At 69.6% G+C, this 16,087-nt stretch carries 13 protein-coding genes, 1 tRNA gene and 1 riboswitch; of the genes, 10 read left to right on the top strand and 4 right to left on the bottom strand.

The window, feature by feature from the left end:
- The coding region (locus tag EHS43_RS18605) for a nucleoside triphosphate pyrophosphohydrolase (RefSeq protein WP_125191894.1) at window positions 1–961 on the top strand (961 nt) is incomplete at its 5' end.
- Window positions 962–970: 9 nt separating this feature from the next.
- Here EHS43_RS18605 and EHS43_RS18600 read toward each other — a convergent pair.
- On the bottom strand, window positions 971–2,209 hold the full coding sequence (locus EHS43_RS18600) for a cytochrome P450 (RefSeq protein WP_260470599.1): 1,239 nt from the start codon (window positions 2,207–2,209) through the stop codon (window positions 971–973).
- Window positions 2,210–2,433: 224 nt separating this feature from the next.
- Between EHS43_RS18600 and EHS43_RS18595 the strand changes: the two genes are divergently transcribed.
- The 8 genes from EHS43_RS18595 (at window position 2,434) to EHS43_RS18560 (ending at window position 11,419) form a co-directional block, all read left to right on the top strand.
- Window positions 2,434–3,438, top strand: coding sequence for a transglycosylase family protein (locus EHS43_RS18595; RefSeq protein ID WP_125191892.1), 1,005 nt, complete (start codon window positions 2,434–2,436; stop codon window positions 3,436–3,438).
- A gap of 159 nt (window positions 3,439–3,597) precedes the next feature.
- Window positions 3,598–3,821: riboswitch (cyclic di-AMP (ydaO/yuaA leader) on the top strand.
- Between the two features lie 3 nt (window positions 3,822–3,824).
- Entirely contained in the window at window positions 3,825–4,511 is a 687-nt protein-coding gene (locus EHS43_RS18590) for a transglycosylase family protein (RefSeq protein WP_125191891.1), read from the top strand.
- A gap of 294 nt (window positions 4,512–4,805) precedes the next feature.
- A complete protein-coding gene (gene eno / locus EHS43_RS18585; protein ID WP_007382562.1) occupies window positions 4,806–6,092 on the top strand; it encodes a phosphopyruvate hydratase in 1,287 nt (428 codons plus the stop codon).
- A gap of 101 nt (window positions 6,093–6,193) precedes the next feature.
- Entirely contained in the window at window positions 6,194–6,670 is a 477-nt protein-coding gene (locus EHS43_RS18580; RefSeq protein WP_125191890.1) for a septum formation initiator family protein, read from the top strand.
- 30 nt (window positions 6,671–6,700) lie between these two features.
- Entirely contained in the window at window positions 6,701–7,237 is a 537-nt protein-coding gene (locus tag EHS43_RS18575; protein WP_125191889.1) for a DUF501 domain-containing protein, read from the top strand.
- Window positions 7,234–8,175, top strand: coding sequence for a Ppx/GppA phosphatase family protein (locus EHS43_RS18570; protein ID WP_125191888.1), 942 nt, complete (start codon window positions 7,234–7,236; stop codon window positions 8,173–8,175). Before EHS43_RS18575 ends, EHS43_RS18570 begins: the two co-directional genes overlap by 4 nt.
- Window positions 8,176–8,607: 432 nt before the next feature.
- The gene (locus tag EHS43_RS18565) at window positions 8,608–9,984 is read left to right on the top strand and encodes an NAD(P)/FAD-dependent oxidoreductase (RefSeq protein WP_125191887.1); all 1,377 of its coding nucleotides are present in this window, start codon (window positions 8,608–8,610) and stop codon (window positions 9,982–9,984) included.
- Window positions 9,985–10,129: 145 nt separating this feature from the next.
- Window positions 10,130–11,419 (top strand): cyclopropane-fatty-acyl-phospholipid synthase family protein, encoded by a 1,290-nt coding sequence (locus tag EHS43_RS18560; protein WP_125191886.1) that lies wholly within the window; start codon window positions 10,130–10,132, stop codon window positions 11,417–11,419.
- Between the two features lie 55 nt (window positions 11,420–11,474).
- Here EHS43_RS18560 and EHS43_RS18555 read toward each other — a convergent pair whose 3' ends face one another.
- Both EHS43_RS18555 and EHS43_RS18550 read right to left on the bottom strand, forming a co-directional pair.
- Window positions 11,475–14,003, bottom strand: a complete 2,529-nt coding sequence (locus EHS43_RS18555; RefSeq protein ID WP_125191885.1) for an ABC transporter permease — start codon at window positions 14,001–14,003, stop codon at window positions 11,475–11,477.
- Window positions 14,003–14,773, bottom strand: coding sequence for an ABC transporter ATP-binding protein (locus tag EHS43_RS18550; RefSeq protein ID WP_125191884.1), 771 nt, complete (start codon window positions 14,771–14,773; stop codon window positions 14,003–14,005). Before EHS43_RS18550 ends, EHS43_RS18555 begins: the two co-directional genes overlap by 1 nt.
- A 392-nt stretch (window positions 14,774–15,165) precedes the next feature.
- Here EHS43_RS18550 and EHS43_RS18540 point away from each other — a divergent pair.
- Window positions 15,166–15,249 (top strand) — tRNA-Leu (locus EHS43_RS18540).
- A gap of 49 nt (window positions 15,250–15,298) precedes the next feature.
- Here the strand turns inward: EHS43_RS18540 and EHS43_RS18535 are convergent.
- Complete coding sequence (locus tag EHS43_RS18535) at window positions 15,299–15,550, bottom strand: hypothetical protein (protein ID WP_260470598.1); 252 nt, start codon at window positions 15,548–15,550, stop codon at window positions 15,299–15,301.
- Window positions 15,551–16,087 lie beyond the last annotated feature (537 nt).

Here is a 16,087-nt window from a genome sequence, read left to right as displayed (position 1 = left end):
CCCCGACACGGCGTCCGCCCCCGGCCGCATCGTCCTGCTCACCACCAGCCACCGCGTCGCGCCCGGCCTGCTGTCCTGGCCCGCCTGGCAGGCGCTGCACGCCGCCGACCGAGTCCTGTGCGGGGACGGCGCCCACCCCCAGCTCCCCTATCTGCGCGAGGCCGGGATAGCGGTCGACGAGACCTCCCCGACCGCCGAGGAACTGGTGGGAGCATGCGCGGGCGGACACACGGTGGTCGTGGTGGCCACGGGCGAGGGCGAGCCGGTCCTCACGGACGGCCTGGCCCGCCTCGCCGGATCCGGACGTGTGCAGATGCCCGAGCTGGAGCTGCTCCCCGCCTCCTACGACCTGCCCGGCGCCCGGCTCCTCGACCTCGTCCAGGTCATGGACCGCATCCGTACCGAGTGCCCGTGGTCCTCCCAGCAGACCCACAAGGGCCTCGCGAAGTACGGCATCGAGGAGGCGTACGAACTCGTCGAGGCCATCGAGGAGGGCGACCGCGACGAACTGCGCGAGGAACTCGGGGACGTCCTGCTCCAGGTCGTCTTCCACGCCCGGATCGCCGAGGAGGACCCGGACACCCCCTTCTCCGTCGACGACGTCGCCGCCGGCATCGTCGCCAAGCTCATCCACCGCCACCCGCACGTCTTCGGCGACGAGAGAGCCGACACCCCCGAAGAGGTCAAGGCCCACTGGCTGCGCACCAAGGCGATAGAGAAGCAGCGCACCTCCGTGACCGAGGGAATCCCCCTCGGCCAGCCCGGCCTCGCCCTCGCGGCCAAGCTGGCGTCACGGGTGCGCACGGCGGGCCTGGACGTCCCGCTCCCCGGGACCGAGGGCATCGGCTACGAACTCCTCACCCTGGCCACGCGCGCCGAGGCGGAGGGCATCGACCCGGAGGCGGCACTGCGAGCTGCGGCACGGGCTTACCGGGATGCGATCCGGGAGGTGGAGGGCTGAGGGGGACCGTCAGCGCGGAGTGAATCGCACAGGGAGGTCCCTGAGACCCCGCATGATGAGACCTCCGCGCCAGCGCAGCTCGGAAGGGTCGGCAGCCAGCTGTAGCTCGGGCAGCCGACGCAACAGTGTCTCGAGCGCCGTACGGCCCTCAAGGCGGGCCAGCGGAGCACCGAGGCAGTAGTGGATGCCATGGCCGTATCCGAGGTGAGGGTTGTCGGGCCGGGAGAGATCGAGCGTGTCCGGCTCGGAGAACCGTGCCGGGTCGCGATCGGCGGCGGCCAGTACGACGAGCACCGGGTCCCCGGTGGCGATGCGCTGCCCTGCGAGGGTGAGAGGTTCGGTGGCGTAGCGCCAGGTCGCCATTTCCACCGGGCCGTCGTAGCGCAGTAGTTCCTCGATGCCGGTGTCGAGGAGTTCCGTCGCACCGCGCTCTATCGATTTCTGGAGGCGGGTGCGTTGCTCCGGGGTGCGAAGAAGCGCGTACACCCCGTTGCCGATCAGGTTGATGGTGGTCTCGAAACCGGCGAACAGGAGGACGAAGCACATGGCGGCAGCTTCGTTCTCGGTGAGGTGCTCGCCGTGGTCGGACGCCCGGATGAGTCCCGAGATCAGGTCGTCACCGGAGTCGTTGCGCTTGCGGTGGATGAGTTCGGCGAGATAGCGACGGATCATCTTGACCGACCGGGCGACGCCCCCGCGCGGTCCTCCCCCGTGCCTGATCATCATCCCCGCCCAGTCACGCAGCTCGTCCTGGTCCTCGCGAGGGACGCCGAGCAGATCACAGATCGCGTAGATGGGGAGAGGGAAGGCGAAGTCGTGGATGAGGTCGGCTTCACCCCGTTGCGCGAACCTGTCGATGAGACCGTCCGTCAACTCCTGTACCCGAGGAGCGAATTCCGCCACCCGGCGTGGAGTGAACGCCTTGGACACCAGTCTGCGCAGCCGAGTGTGGTCCGGTGGGTCGATGTTGAGCAGATGGGTCATGAGATTGGCGCTGCGCTCTCCCGGGATACCCGTCTTGTTCTTCCCGTGGGCGTCCTCGGCGTGGTGATCGGGATTCTTCGACAGCCGTCCGTCCGCGAGTGCTTGGCGCGCATCGGCATAGCGGGTCACCAGCCACGCCTCGACTCCGCTGGGCAGCCGAGTCCGCCGGACGGGGGCGTGCTCGCGCAGCCAGGCGTAGGCCGGGTAGGGATCGGCGGCGAACTCCCAGGTGAAGAGTTCGGGTCCGGTGTTCGGGAGCGTCACGACAAGACCGTATCCGTCGACCGCGCACGGGGTGCCTTGGGGACGAACTTCCTGAACGGCACTGGCGCAAGTTAAACCTGACACGCCCTCAACACTGTGATCTTCACGTGATCTACGCGGCATTAACTTGTGACAAGTGATCGAATCCCTATACGTTCACGGACCAGCGCGGTACCCCGCAACTTCTGCCGCGCGGTATCTGCTGTCGTGGGAAAGGTCCCCTCATGCTCTCCGGGAACGGTCGTCACCGTCGCCCCCGTCAGGCTCCGGCTCTCCTCGTGGCGGCCGGTGTGACGGGATCCGCCATCGCGATCCCACTGCTCGGGGCGACCGGGGCGAGCGCCGCCACCGGCACCACCTGGGACCGGGTCGCGGAGTGCGAGAGCGGCGGCTCCTGGAGTGAGAACGAGGGCAACGGCTACTACGGCGGCCTCCAGATGTCCCAGGAGAACTGGGAGAAGTACGGCGGTCTCGAGTACGCCAAGACCGCGGACCTGGCCAGCCGCAACCAGCAGATAGCCGTGGCCGAGAAGCTCCTCGCGGACCAGGGCATCGCCGCCTGGCCGACCTGTGGTCTGCTCGGCGGGCTCAGCAAGGACGCGAGCTCGGCCGACGTCGACACGGGCCTGGGGAGCGGTACCCCCTCGGCCTCGGCATCCGGATCGTCGGACTCGTCCAACTCATCTGGTTCATCCGATTCGTCTGGTTCATCCGGTTCCTTCGGGTCGGAGGGCTCCGAGGAGTCGTCCGGCCTCCTCGACGCGCTGGACGGCTCGTCCGCGACCCCGTCGCCGTCGACCACCCCCTCCAATGGGGACGGTGCGGCCAAGTCGGACAAAAAGAACTCCTCGGGATCCCAGGGCTCCGCGACGGAAGACGCGCAGCCCGCCGACACTTCGCCGGTGGTGAACCCGGAAGAGGACGAAGCGGACAAGTCCTGGCAAGAGGGCAGCTCTTCGGCCCTCGTCGACGTCGGCGCCCTCGGTTCCGGCAAGCACCGCGGCGACAGTGCCGAGGAGAACGCGACCAAGAGCGCGGCCTCGCCCTCGGCCGGCCGGCATGCCGCCGCCACCTACACCGTCCAGGCGGGCGACTCGCTCGCCTCCATCGCCGACTCCCTTGGCCTCGACGGCGGATGGCGCGCCCTCTACGACGAGAACAAGGACCGCATCGGGGCCGACCCGAGCAACATCGTCGCCGGTCAGACGCTCGACACAGGGGCTGAATAGGGTCGAAAAGGCCTGAAAAACAGCGGGAGTTCACGTCACACTTCGCACCGAATGTCCACTTTGGTGAAAGTGTGGGATGAGTCTCAGAAGCCCTGATCGTCTTTGAAATTCCGCGGAACGCATGTCTACGGTCGTGACCGCTCGGCAACCCGAGCCCCGTCTGTCGCAACGCCGAATCCTGCCAGCGGCCGTACGGGAACAGTCGTCGCGTCAAGCGCCGTAGGCAGGAGCGGGGGACCCAAGGTAAGCGCCGGGCCCAGCAGTTCACGCTGGACCGGCTTGGGGTGAAGCCGCGCAAGGAGCCGCAAGGCGCCGGGCGCGGCCGGGCAACTCAACCGGCCCGAACCCGACAGCTCACCTCGCAGGCGTCGGTGAGGGGATCCACCATGCTGTTTTCCGGCAAGGGCAAGCACCGTCGTCCGTCCAAGGCCACCCGCGCCGCCGCGCTCGCCGGTGTCACCGGTGTCGCCATCGCCGCCCCGCTGATGGCGGCCGGCAACGCCTCCGCCGCCACCGCCTCCGAGTGGGACGCCGTCGCCCAGTGCGAGTCCGGCGGCGACTGGTCCATCAACACCGGCAACGGCTACTACGGCGGCCTGCAGTTCTCCGCCTCCACCTGGGCCGCGTACGGCGGCACCCAGTACGCCGCGCAGGCCAACCAGGCCAGCAAGTCCCAGCAGATCGCGGTTGCCGAGAAGGTCCTCGCCTCCCAGGGCAAGGGTGCCTGGCCGGTCTGCGGCACGGGCCTGTCCAGCGCCACCTACAGCGGCGGCAGCAGCTCGTCCTCCTCGAACTCCGGCTCCTCCTCGAACACGAGCAGCCGTTCGACCGACGAGCAGAGCGCCTCCCGTTCGACCGACCGCCCGGCGGCCAAGAAGACCGTCACCACCCCGACCGGCAAGAAGGTCAAGAAGGGCGACGGCGAGTACAAGGTCGTCAAGGGTGACACCCTCAGCTCGATCGCCGAGAAGCACAAGGTCAAGGGCGGCTGGCAGAAGCTGTTCAAGCTGAACAAGGACATCATCGACGATGCCGACTTCATCTTCCCGGGCCAGCAGCTGCACCTGAAGTAGGGCCCAGCCGAACCACAGGGCCCTCACGGCCGTGTCCTTCAGGATGAAGGCATCGTGAGGGCCACCCCCCGTCCCCACAGGCTCCCCGCTCCGGTGCGTGTTCCCCCGTACGCACCGGAGCGGGGCTTTTTCATGCACCGCTGTCGGCGCGTCTTTGTTCAGTTCAGAAACAATTTACTCTCGGTTCTGTCCATGGGTCGGTCCACACGGTGGCCGATCCCCCGGAGGCGGTTAGGCTCGGTCTCGCAGAACCCACCGCGGTCCCGGCGGACCGTGTCACACCCCAAGAAGGAGATGCTCGTGCCGTCCATCGACGTCGTCGTAGCCCGGGAAATCCTCGACTCGCGAGGGAACCCCACCGTCGAGGTCGAGGTCGGCCTCGACGACGGCAGCACGGGTCGTGCCGCCGTCCCGTCCGGCGCCTCCACGGGGGCCTTCGAGGCCATCGAGCTGCGCGACGGTGACCCGAACCGCTACCAGGGCAAGGGTGTCGAGAAGGCCGTCCTCGCCGTCATCGAGCAGATCGGCCCGGAGCTCGTCGGCTACGACGCCACCGAGCAGCGGCTGATCGACCAGGCGATGTTCGACCTGGACGCCACGGACAACAAGGGCTCGCTCGGCGCCAACGCCATCCTCGGCGTCTCCCTCGCCGTCGCCCACGCCGCCTCCGAGGCCAGCGACCTCCCGCTCTTCCGCTACCTGGGCGGCCCGAACGCGCACCTGCTCCCGGTGCCGATGATGAACATCCTGAACGGCGGCTCGCACGCCGACTCCAACGTGGACATCCAGGAGTTCATGATCGCCCCGATCGGCGCGGAGTCCTTCTCCGAGGCGCTGCGCTGGGGCACCGAGGTCTACCACACCCTCAAGAAGGTCCTGAAGAGCAAGGGCCTGTCCACCGGCCTCGGCGACGAGGGCGGCTTCGCGCCGAACCTGGAGTCCAACCGCGCCGCCCTGGACCTCATCCTGGAGGCGATCAAGGAAGCCGGCTACATCCCCGGCGAGCAGGTCGCCCTGGCGCTGGACGTCGCCGCCTCCGAGTTCTACAAGGACGGCAAGTACCAGTTCGAGGGCAAGGACCGCTCCGCCGCCGAGATGACGGAGTACTACGAGGAGCTCGTGGCGGCCTACCCGCTCGTCTCCATCGAGGACCCGCTGTTCGAGGACGACTGGGCCGGCTGGAAGGTGCTCACCGACAAGCTCGGCGACAAGGTCCAGATCGTCGGCGACGACCTGTTCGTCACCAACCCGGAGCGTCTGGCCCGCGGCATCGAGGACGGCGCCGCCAACGCGCTGCTCGTCAAGGTGAACCAGATCGGCTCGCTCACCGAGACCCTCGACGCCGTCGAGCTCGCCCAGCGCAGCGGCTTCAAGTGCATGATGTCCCACCGCTCCGGCGAGACCGAGGACGTCACCATCGCCGACCTGGCCGTCGCCACCAACTGCGGCCAGATCAAGACCGGCGCCCCGGCCCGCTCCGAGCGCGTCGCCAAGTACAACCAGCTCCTGCGCATCGAGGAGATCCTCGACGACGCCGCGGTGTACGCCGGCCGCAGCGCCTTCCCGCGCTTCAAGGGCTGACCCCGGCAGGGCTAAGGCTGAGCCAGTCGTACGTACGTCCCCGTACCGGTCCCGTACCGTGTGCGGGGACGTACGCACGTAGAAGGGGAGGCGGAGAGCCGATGGCCGTGAAGGACCGGGACCGTTTCTCCACCACGACCAGGATCAGGCTGCTGGGCGAGCAGACGGCGGCCCGCGTCTACCGGTCCCAGACCAGACGGCAGGCCCGCCGCTCCCGGCTGACCGGCCGGGCCGCGCTGCTCGCGCTCGTGCTGTGCACGCTGGTGGTGGCGCTGGCGTACCCGATAAGGCAGTACGTCTCCCAGCGCGCCGAGATCTCCGATCTCCAGCAGGAGAAGGCGCGGGCCGCCGAGCGGGTCGAGAAGCTGCGCGACCTCAAGGCGCGCTGGCAGGACGACGCCTTCGCGGAGCAGCAGATCCGGCAGCGGCTGCACTATGTGATGCCGGGGGAGACGGGCTTCATCGTCGTCGACCCGGACGCGGCGAGGCAGTCCCGCACCGATCTCGGGGCGGCCGACCGTCCCTGGTACTCCAACGTCTGGGACGGGGTCGACAAGTCCGACGCCTCCGACCAGTGAACCGACCGATGGACCGATAGAAAGACAGGCATGGAAACGCCTCCGCCCTCCACCCCGCGCACCGAGCCGACCGACGCGGATGTCGAGGCCTTCAAGCAGCAGCTCGGCCGGCCGCCGCGCGGACTGCGCGCGATCGCGCACCGCTGCCCCTGCGGACAGCCGGACGTGGTGGAGACGGCCCCGCGCCTCCCCGACGGCACGCCCTTCCCGACGACGTACTACCTGACGTGCCCGCGCGCCGCCTCGGCGATCGGCACCCTTGAGGCGAACGGCGTCATGAAGGAGATGACGGAGCGGCTGCAGACCGATCCGGAGCTCGCCGCCGCCTACCGGGCCGCGCACGAGGACTACATCGCCCGCCGGGACGCCATCGAGGTCCTGGAGGGCTTCCCGAGCGCGGGCGGCATGCCGGACCGGGTGAAGTGCCTGCACGTCCTCGTCGGCCACTCGCTGGCGGCCGGCCCGGGCGTGAACCCGCTGGGCGACGAGGCGATCGCGATGCTGCCGGAGTGGTGGCGCAAGGGCGCCTGCGTGACCCTCACCGAGCAGCAGGAGGACACCCCGTGACCCGCGTGGCCGCCGTCGACTGCGGTACGAACTCCATCCGGCTCCTCGTCGCGGACTGCGACCCCGAGACCGGTGAACTGGTCGATCTGGACCGCCGCATGACCATCGTGCGACTGGGGCAGGGGGTCGACCGGACCGGGCGGCTCGCGCCCGAGGCGCTGGAGCGGACCTTCGCCGCGTGCCAGGAGTACGCGGCGGCCGTCAAGGAGCACGGGGCCGAGCGGCTGCGGTTCGTCGCCACCTCCGCCTCCCGGGACGCGGAGAACCGGGACGAGTTCGTGCGCGGGGTCCTCGACATCCTCGGGGTGGAGCCCGAGGTCATCTCCGGGGACCAGGAGGCCGAGTTCTCCTTCACCGGGGCGACCAGGGAGCTCCGGGGCAGCGACCGGCTGGACAAGCCCTACCTGGTGGTGGACATCGGCGGCGGGTCCACGGAGTTCGTCGTGGGCGACGACCATGTGCGCGCCGCACGGTCCGTGGATGTCGGCTGTGTGCGGATGACCGAGCGGCACCTGGTGCGTGACGGCGTCGTCGCCGACCCGCCCACCGAGGCGCAGATCACCGCGATGCGGGCCGACATCGAGGCGGCTCTCGACCTCGCCGAGGAGACCGTGCCGCTGCGCGAGGCGCGCACGCTGGTGGGGCTCGCCGGGTCCGTCACCACCGTGTCGGCGATCGCGCAGGAGCTGCCGGAGTACGACTCCGAGGCCATCCACCACTCCCGGGTCTCCCGCGAGCGGGTGCGGGAGATCACCGAGTGGCTGCTGCGCTCCACCCACGCCGAGCGCGCGGCCGTGCCCTCCATGCATCCGGGGCGGGTGGACGTGATCGCGGCCGGGGCCCTCGTCCTGCTCACGATCATGGAGCGGATCGGGGCCGAGGAGGTCGTCGTGAGCGAGCACGACATCCTCGACGGCATCGCGTGGTCCCTCGTGTAGGCCCGGTCGGGCACCTCTGCTGAGCAGGCAGAACAACGTATGAGCGTCTCTGAGGGGCCCTTCGGGGCCCCTCTTCGGCGTGGCGGCCAGAAAGTTCGTGAAGTTCTTCACAAGGAATTCGGTCCTGTCGGACGACGAATGTGGCCCGGTTGACCCTTCCGGGGGCCCAACACCCGTGTGAACACGTTCAAAACGGTGGGTTGCGGACCTCGGGCGAGGGGTCCGGGAGGGGCTCCGGAGGGGTCCTCACGGGAGGCTTTCCGGCACGGAGAGGCAGCTCACGCGGCATTGACAACGGAGATCCCTATACCGGGGTTCCCGTTGCGCGCCATGACCTGGATCACGCGAGTCGCGGAGGATAACACACACCCTCCATGAGCTTGTGAAGGGGCGCACGAGCTACCCCCCCGGGGCGGGTGGATACTCGATGCCATGAGCACCACGGAGCGTCCCAGGATCCTCGTAGTAGGCGGTGGGTACGTAGGCCTGTACGCAGCTCGGCGCATTCTCAAGAAGATGCGCTACGGCGAGGCGACCGTCACGGTCGTCGACCCCCGGTCGTACATGACCTACCAGCCCTTCCTCCCCGAAACCGCCGCCGGCAACATCTCCCCGCGCCACGTCGTCGTCCCGCTGCGACGCGTGCTGCCCAAGGCGGAGGTTCTCACCGGCCGGGTCACCACCATCGACCAGGACCGCAAGGTCGCCACGATCGCCCCGCTGGTGGGCGAGGCGTACGAGCTGCCTTTCGACTACCTGGTGATCGCGCTCGGCGCGGTCTCCCGCACCTTCCCGATCCCCGGCCTCGCCGAGCAGGGCATCGGCATGAAGGGCATCGAGGAGGCCATCGGCCTGCGCAACCACGTGCTTGAGCAGCTCGACAAGGCCGACTCCACGACCGACGAGGAGATCCGCCGCAAGGCGCTCACCTTCGTCTTCATCGGTGGTGGCTTCGCGGGTGCGGAGACCATCGGCGAGGTCGAGGACATGGCCCGTGACGCGGCCAAGTACTACACCAACGTCTCGCGCGAGGACATGCGGTTCATCCTCGTCGACGCCGCCGACAAGATCCTTCCCGAGGTCGGTCCCAAGCTGGGCCAGTACGGCAAGGAGCACCTGGAGAGCCGGGGCGTGGAGATCTACCTCTCCACCTCGATGGACTCCTGCGTCGACGGCCACGTGGTCCTGAAGAACGGCCTGGAGGTCGACTCCAACACGGTCGTCTGGACCGCCGGCGTCAAGCCCAACCCGGTCCTCGCCCGCTACGGCCTCCCGCTGGGCCCGCGCGGTCACGTCGACACCGCCCCGACCCTCCAGGTCCAGGGCACCGACTACATCTGGGCCGCCGGTGACAACGCCCAGGTCCCGGACGTCGCCGCCCGCAAGGCCGGCGTGGAGAACGCCTGGTGCCCGCCGAACGCCCAGCACGCGCTGCGCCAGGCGAGGGTCCTCGGTGACAACGTGATCTCCGGGATGCGGGGCTTCCCGCAGAAGGAGTACAGCCACTCCAACAAGGGTGCTGTCGCGGGTCTCGGCCTGCACAAGGGCGTCGCGATGATCGTCATGGGCAAGATGAAGATCAAGCTCAAGGGCCGTCTCGCCTGGTACATGCACCGCGGCTACCACGGTCTGGCCATGCCGACCTGGAACCGCAAGATCCGTGTCTTCGCCGACTGGACCCTCGGCATGTTCCTCAAGCGCGAGGTCGTCTCCCTCGGCGCCATGGAGAACCCGCGCGAGGAGTTCTACGAGGCCGCGCGTCCCGTGCCGGCCGCCGAGCCGAAGAAGACCGAGGCGAAGGCCTCCTGACCCGCCCCGGTCGCTGAACGAACCGAAGGGCCCCCTGCCATCCGTGGTGCAGGGGGCCTTTCGGGTTCTTCCGGGACTGACCACGACCCTTCGGTTGTTTACCAAGGTGGACAAATCCGGGATCCTCGTCACGGAGGTGTGGGTCATGGCGGATGCCGCACTGCGGCTGAAGAGTCTGCTCGAACAGTTGCTGGGAGCCGAGCTCCCCCTGCGGATCCGGGCCTGGGACGGTTCGCGGACGGGCCCGCCCGGCGCGCCCGCCCTGGTCGTGCGCAACCGCCGCGCGGTGCGGCGGTTGCTGTGGAAGCCCGGCGAACTGGGCCTGGCCCGCGCCTGGGTCGCCGGGGACCTCGACATCGAGGGCGACTTCTACGCCGCCCTCGGCCTGCTCTCCGGCCTGGTCTGGGAGCGTGCGGACACCCGCTCGGCCCTTGCGGTCCTGCGCGACGCGCCGAGCCGCGCCGCGCTGCTCGGGCTCGTCCGGCTCGCCGGGCTGCCGCTGCACCCGGCCCCGCCGCGCGAGGAGATCCGCCGCACCCGCGGCCGGGTGCACAGCAGACGCTCCGACAAGCGCGCCATCAGCCACCACTACGACGTAGGCAACGCCTTCTACGAGCTCGTCCTCGGCCCGTCGATGGTGTACTCGTGCGCCTACTGGCCGGACCCGGACGCCACCCTCGAACAGGCCCAGCACGACAAGCTCGACCTCGTGTGCCGCAAGCTCGCGCTCCAGCCGGGCCAGCGGCTCCTGGACGTCGGCTGCGGCTGGGGCTCGATGGCGATCCACGCCGCCCGCGCGTACGGCGTGCGCGTCGTCGGCATCACCCTCTCCCAGGAGCAGGCCGCCTACGCGCGCAAGCGCGTCGCCGACGCCGGACTGACCGACCGCGTCGAGATCCGCGTACAGGACTACCGGGACGTGGCCGACGGGCCGTACGACGCGATCTCCTCCATCGGCATGGCCGAGCACGTGGGATCGGAGAAGTACCTGGAGTACGCCCAGGACCTGTACGGGCTGCTCGCGCCCGGCGGACGGCTGCTCAACCACCAGATCGCCCGGCGCCCGCTGCCCGACGAGTCGGCCTACGCCCTCGACGGGTTCATCGACGCCTACGTCTTCCCCGACGGCGAGCTCGCCCCCGTCGGCACCACGGTGACCCAGCTGGAACGGGCCGGGTTCGAGGTGCGGGACGTCGAGTCGCTCCGCGAGCACTACGCCCTCACCCTGCGCCGCTGGGTCGGCAACCTGGAGGACCGGTGGGAGCGCGCGGTCCGGCTGACCGGTCCGGGCCGGGCCCGGGTCTGGCGCCTCTACATGGCCGCCTGCGCCCTCGGCTTCGAACACAACCGCCTCGGCATCAACCAGGTCCTGGCCGTCCGCACCCCCGACCCGGGCCGCTCCGGGATGCCGTTGCGCGCCCGCACCTGGAACTGAGCACACACCAAGGGCCCGCCACCCCCTCCGTGACGGGCCCTCAGGTGCCGTACCGCTACTCGGCCTTGATGGCCGCCAGCATGTTCATGCGCGCCGCCCGGCGGGCCGGCCACAGCGCCGCGAGGATGCCGACCGTCGCCGCGAGGAGCAGGAAGACCGCCATCCGGGCCCAGGGCAGGACGAGTTCGTACGTCGCCATCTTCGCGCCGAGCAGCTCACCGGCCGCCCAGCCGAAGAAGACGCCCAGCCCGATGCCGAGGACTCCGCCGAACAGGGAGATGACCAGCGACTCCAGACGGACCATCCGCTTGATGCCCTTGCGGTCCAGGCCGATCGCGCGGAGCATGCCGATCTCCTGGGAGCGCTCGAACACCGACATGGCCAAGGTGTTGATGACCCCGAGGACCGCGACGATCACCGCCATGGCCAACAGGCCGTAGAGCATGTTCAGCATCAGCGTGAACATCTGCGCGATGGACTCGGACAGGTCCTTCTTGTCCTGCACCTTGATGGCCGGGTTGGAGCCGAGGGCCTTCTCCAGCCGGTCCTTGGTCGCGTCCGAGGCGCCGTCGGAGGTCTTCAGCATGACCTGCATGTCGGACAGGTCGCTCAGGTGCGGGTCGAGGGTGGCCGTGTCGACCATGATGCCGCGGATCAGCTCGTTGCCCTCGTAGATCCCGGAGACCGTGAGCTGCTGCGCCTTGCCGTCCTCGTAGTGCGCGGTGAAGGCCGAACCGGCCTTCCAGCCGCGGGACTTCGCGGTCTCCTGGTCCACGACGACGCGTGTGCCGCCGACCTCGAAGGCGCCGCTGTCGACCTTGAGGTCGGTCAGTTCACCGATCGCCGGGCCGTTGACGCCGGTCAGGAACTCGGTCTCGCCGTCGATGCGGGAGACCGCGTTGCGCAGCGGGCTGACGGCGGTGACGCCGTCGACCTTCGCCAGCTTCCGCTCGACGCCCGGGGAGAGTTCGTTGCCGTTCGCCATGGAGACGACGTAGTCCGCCCTGACGGCCGCCGACGCCATCTTGTCGATCGACTTCTGCAGGCTGCCCGCCATCACCGTCATGCCGGTGATCAGGGTGAGGCCGATCATCAGCGCGGAGGCCGTGGCGGCCGTACGGCGCGGGTTGCGCACCGAGTTCTGGCGGGCCAGCTTCCCCGAGACGCCGAAGACGCGCATCAGCGGGGCCGCCGCCGCGATCAGCGGACGGGACAGCAGGGGGGTGAGGATGAAGACGCCGATGATCAGCAGGACCGCGCCCAGACCCATGGGTGCCTGGCCGTCCGAGCCCTCCATCGTCGTGGCCGCCAGGACCACCGCCACACCCGCCCCGCTGAACAGCGCGCCCAGCGTGTTGCGCAGCACCAGCGACTTGGTCGTGGCCTTGGCGTGCACGCTGCTCATCGCCGCGACCGGCGGGATCTTCGCCGCCCGGCGGCCCGGGAGCCAGGCCGCCAGCATGGTGATCAGGACACCGACCGCGAGGGCCGCGCCGACGGTGCCGGGCGTGACGACCAGCGGGCCGTCGGGGACGGTCGCGCCGAACGTGCCCATGAGGGACCGGAGTCCGGCACCGATGCCGATGCCGGCCACCAGGCCCGTCACTGCGGCGACCAGGCCGACCACGAACGCCTCGATCAGCACCGACCGCGTGACCTGCCTGCGGGACGCGCCGACCGCCCGCAGCAGGGCCAGCTCCTTGGTGCGCTGGGCGACCAGCATGGTGAAGGTGTTGGCGATGATGAAAGTGCCGACGAACAGCGCGATGCCCGCGAAGACCAGCAGGCCCTGCTTGAGACCGCTCATCGAGGACGAGATCATCTCGGCCTGCTCGTCGGCGAGGTGCCTGCCGGTCTCGGTCTCCACCTGGCCCGCGGGCAGTGCCTTGTCCAGCGCGGCCCGCAGCGCGGTCTGGGAGGTGCCGGGGGCGGCCTTCACGTCGATCTCGTCGTACGTTCCCGGCTTGCCGAACAGCTTCTGGGCGGTCGCCGTGTCGAACAGCGCGAGGCTGCCGCCGGCCGCGACATTGCCGTCGTCGGTGGTGAAGATGCCGGTGACGACCGGCTTGAGCACCGGGCCGTCGATCGAGAGGCGCACGGTGTCGCCGACCTGGTAGCCGGATCGCCTCGCGGTCTCGGAGTCGATCGCGACCTGGTTCGCGCCGTGCGGCGCGGCGCCCTCGGCGAGCGGGTACCGGGGGTCCTTGTCCCCGTAGTAGTTGCCGCCCTGCGACTGGAAGCCGCCGCCGATGAGCTTGCCGTCCTTGTCGGCGATGGCGGTGAAGCCGCTGACGACACCGATGGCGTGCGCGGCCCCGGGGACCCCGGCGCTCTTGTCGAGCAGGGCCTGGGTCAGCTCGTGGCGCTTGCCGATCGTGTTGCCCTTGTCCTCGTCCCAGGTGGGGGTGACGGCGACGTCGACCTGGTCGAAGCCCTTGGCCGAACTCTTCTGGTAGGCCTCGGAGATGGTGTTGGTGAAGACGAGGGTGCCGGACACGAAGGCCACGCCGAGCATCACGGCGAGGACGGTCATGGCCAGCCTGGCCTTGTGCGCGAGTACGTTGCGCAGGGCGGTGCGGAACATCAGCTGGTGCGGCCCTTCGCGTCGAACTGCTTCATGAAATCAAGCACGTTGTCGGCCGTCGGCTTGTACATCTCGTCGACGATCCGGCCGTCCGCGAGGAAGACCACCCGGTCCGCGTACGCCGCGGCCACCGGGTCGTGGGTCACCATGACGACCGTCTGCCCCAGCTCCCGCACGGAGTTGCGCAGGAAGCCCAGGACCTCGGCGCCGGAGCGGGAGTCGAGGTTTCCGGTCGGCTCGTCGCCGAAGATGATGTCGGGCTTGGACGCCAGCGCCCGGGCCACGGCCACGCGCTGCTGCTGGCCGCCGGAGAGCTGGGCGGGGCGGTGGCTGAGCCGGTCCCGGAGACCGACCATCCGGATGACCGAGTCGAGCCACTCCTTGTCCGGCCTGCGGCCGGCGATGTCCATCGGGAGCGTGATGTTCTCCAGCGCCGTCAGGGTCGGCAGCAGGTTGAACGCCTGGAAGATGAACCCGATCTTGTCCCGCCGCAACTTGGTGAGCTGCTTGTCCTTCAGGGAGCCGAGTTCGGTGTCGCCGATGCGGACCGAGCCGGAGGAGAAGGTGTCGAGGCCGGCCACGCAGTGCATCAGCGTGGACTTGCCGGAACCCGAGGGGCCCATGATCGCGGTGAACTCGGCCTGCCGGAACTCGACGGTGACCCGGTCCAGGGCGACCACCTGGGTCTCGCCCTGTCCGTAGATCTTCGACAGATCCGTGGCGCGTGCGGCCACGGAGGTGGCCCGGCCGGCGATTGGTGTGGTGGTCACGGGATGGAACTCCTAGCGGGACGGCGTCGTTGAAGGACGTCTTCCATCGTGGTGGCCGCAGTCGCTCGTGTAGTCAGCCGCAGTCCTGGTTCCGAGGGCAGACTTCGGAGGGACCGCGGCGCGCGGTGTCATACCTGGGGATGACGGCGGCCCCTGATTCGGGGCGGACGCGGAGAACAGGTGGAGCGTCCTCGTTCGGGCGGTGAAATTCCGTCATTCCGCATGCGCGGCCGGATGCGGCGCGTAACGCTAGTGGCAAGTGCGGATGGCGTGTTCCACGGTCTGATGCACCCTCAGACGTCAATAAAATAAGACAACATCGGTCCGCCCGCCCGCTGTTCGGGGGACGCGTCCCGATAGGCTCGGAACCTCAAACGCGGAGCCCATGACCTGCCCGGATGGTGGAATGCAGACACGGCGAGCTTAAACCTCGCTGCCCCTTCGCGGGCGTGCCGGTTCAAGTCCGGCTCCGGGCACTTTCCCGCCCACGCGACGAGTTCTCCCGCGTGGGCCGGCGTCTCGTCGTCACCCTTCGTAGACGGTCAGTACGGCACCGTCGATCTCGATCCTGCGGCCGGCGCGCATGCCGTCGCGGCGCAGTGTTCTCAGGCAGGTGTGGAACAGGGGCAGCTCGTCCGCGTCCAGGACGGCGGCGGCCAGTTCCACGAGTTCGGTCACCGACTGGTCGGTCAGTACCTCGGGCAGCTCGCCGGAGAGCAGGACGACCGATTCTCCGGCGGGCCCACGGACCACTGCTGTGGCCGGCCCGCCATGCACGAACAACACATTCCCCCCTGGGAGCCCGGGGTCGTGCGGCTCTCGCTCCTCGGGCAGGACGAGAGACTAGCGGGGGAGTCCGGGGCTTTCGGCCACAGTCGAATTCTTTTGCCGACTCCACGGAAGAGTGAACATCCCCGGTCGAGGACCGCCGTTACCCGGCTCCTGGACGGTCACTTCCTTGGCCGGGCGTGGGGGGCTCGGGGCCGTGGACGTCCGCGGGCCGGTGGGGGCTGCTCGCGCAGTTCCCCGCGCCCCTGGGCGCCTGCGGCGGCCGGCGCGGGTCTGTCCGGGGCGGTCCGTCGCGGCGTGGGTGACCGCACCTGCCCAGGGGTGCAGGGGGCTGCGCCCAGCCCCCGACATCCGCAGCCGTCGGACGACGTCGCGAGACCTCACAGGCGCCCCGCCCGAGCCCGGCGCGGCTGCACCCGGGTACCCCCGGCGGGTGCCATTCGGGGGCATCCCGGGGAGGTCGGTCCTCGGAGCCGCCCGCAGGGCGTGGGGCCGGGCGGGCAAGGAAGGCCGCCTGTCAGGGGC

This window comes from Streptomyces sp. RP5T (assembly GCF_003933965.1).
In the GTDB taxonomy this organism is placed as follows: domain Bacteria; phylum Actinomycetota; class Actinomycetes; order Streptomycetales; family Streptomycetaceae; genus Streptomyces.
This window is presented reverse-complemented; position numbering and strand designations above follow the sequence as displayed.

Coding starts and splice junctions, on each gene's coding strand:
- EHS43_RS18595 (WP_125191892.1), top strand. CDS start 2,434: ATGCTCTCCGGGAACGGTCGTCACCGTCGCCCCCGTCAGGCTCCGGCT.
- EHS43_RS18590 (WP_125191891.1), top strand. CDS start 3,825: ATGCTGTTTTCCGGCAAGGGCAAGCACCGTCGTCCGTCCAAGGCCACC.
- eno (WP_007382562.1), top strand. CDS start 4,806: ATGCTCGTGCCGTCCATCGACGTCGTCGTAGCCCGGGAAATCCTCGAC.
- EHS43_RS18580 (WP_125191890.1), top strand. CDS start 6,194: ATGGCCGTGAAGGACCGGGACCGTTTCTCCACCACGACCAGGATCAGG.
- EHS43_RS18575 (WP_125191889.1), top strand. CDS start 6,701: ATGGAAACGCCTCCGCCCTCCACCCCGCGCACCGAGCCGACCGACGCG.
- EHS43_RS18565 (WP_125191887.1), top strand. CDS start 8,608: ATGAGCACCACGGAGCGTCCCAGGATCCTCGTAGTAGGCGGTGGGTAC.
- EHS43_RS18560 (WP_125191886.1), top strand. CDS start 10,130: ATGGCGGATGCCGCACTGCGGCTGAAGAGTCTGCTCGAACAGTTGCTG.
- EHS43_RS18555 (WP_125191885.1), bottom strand. CDS start 14,003: ATGTTCCGCACCGCCCTGCGCAACGTACTCGCGCACAAGGCCAGGCTG.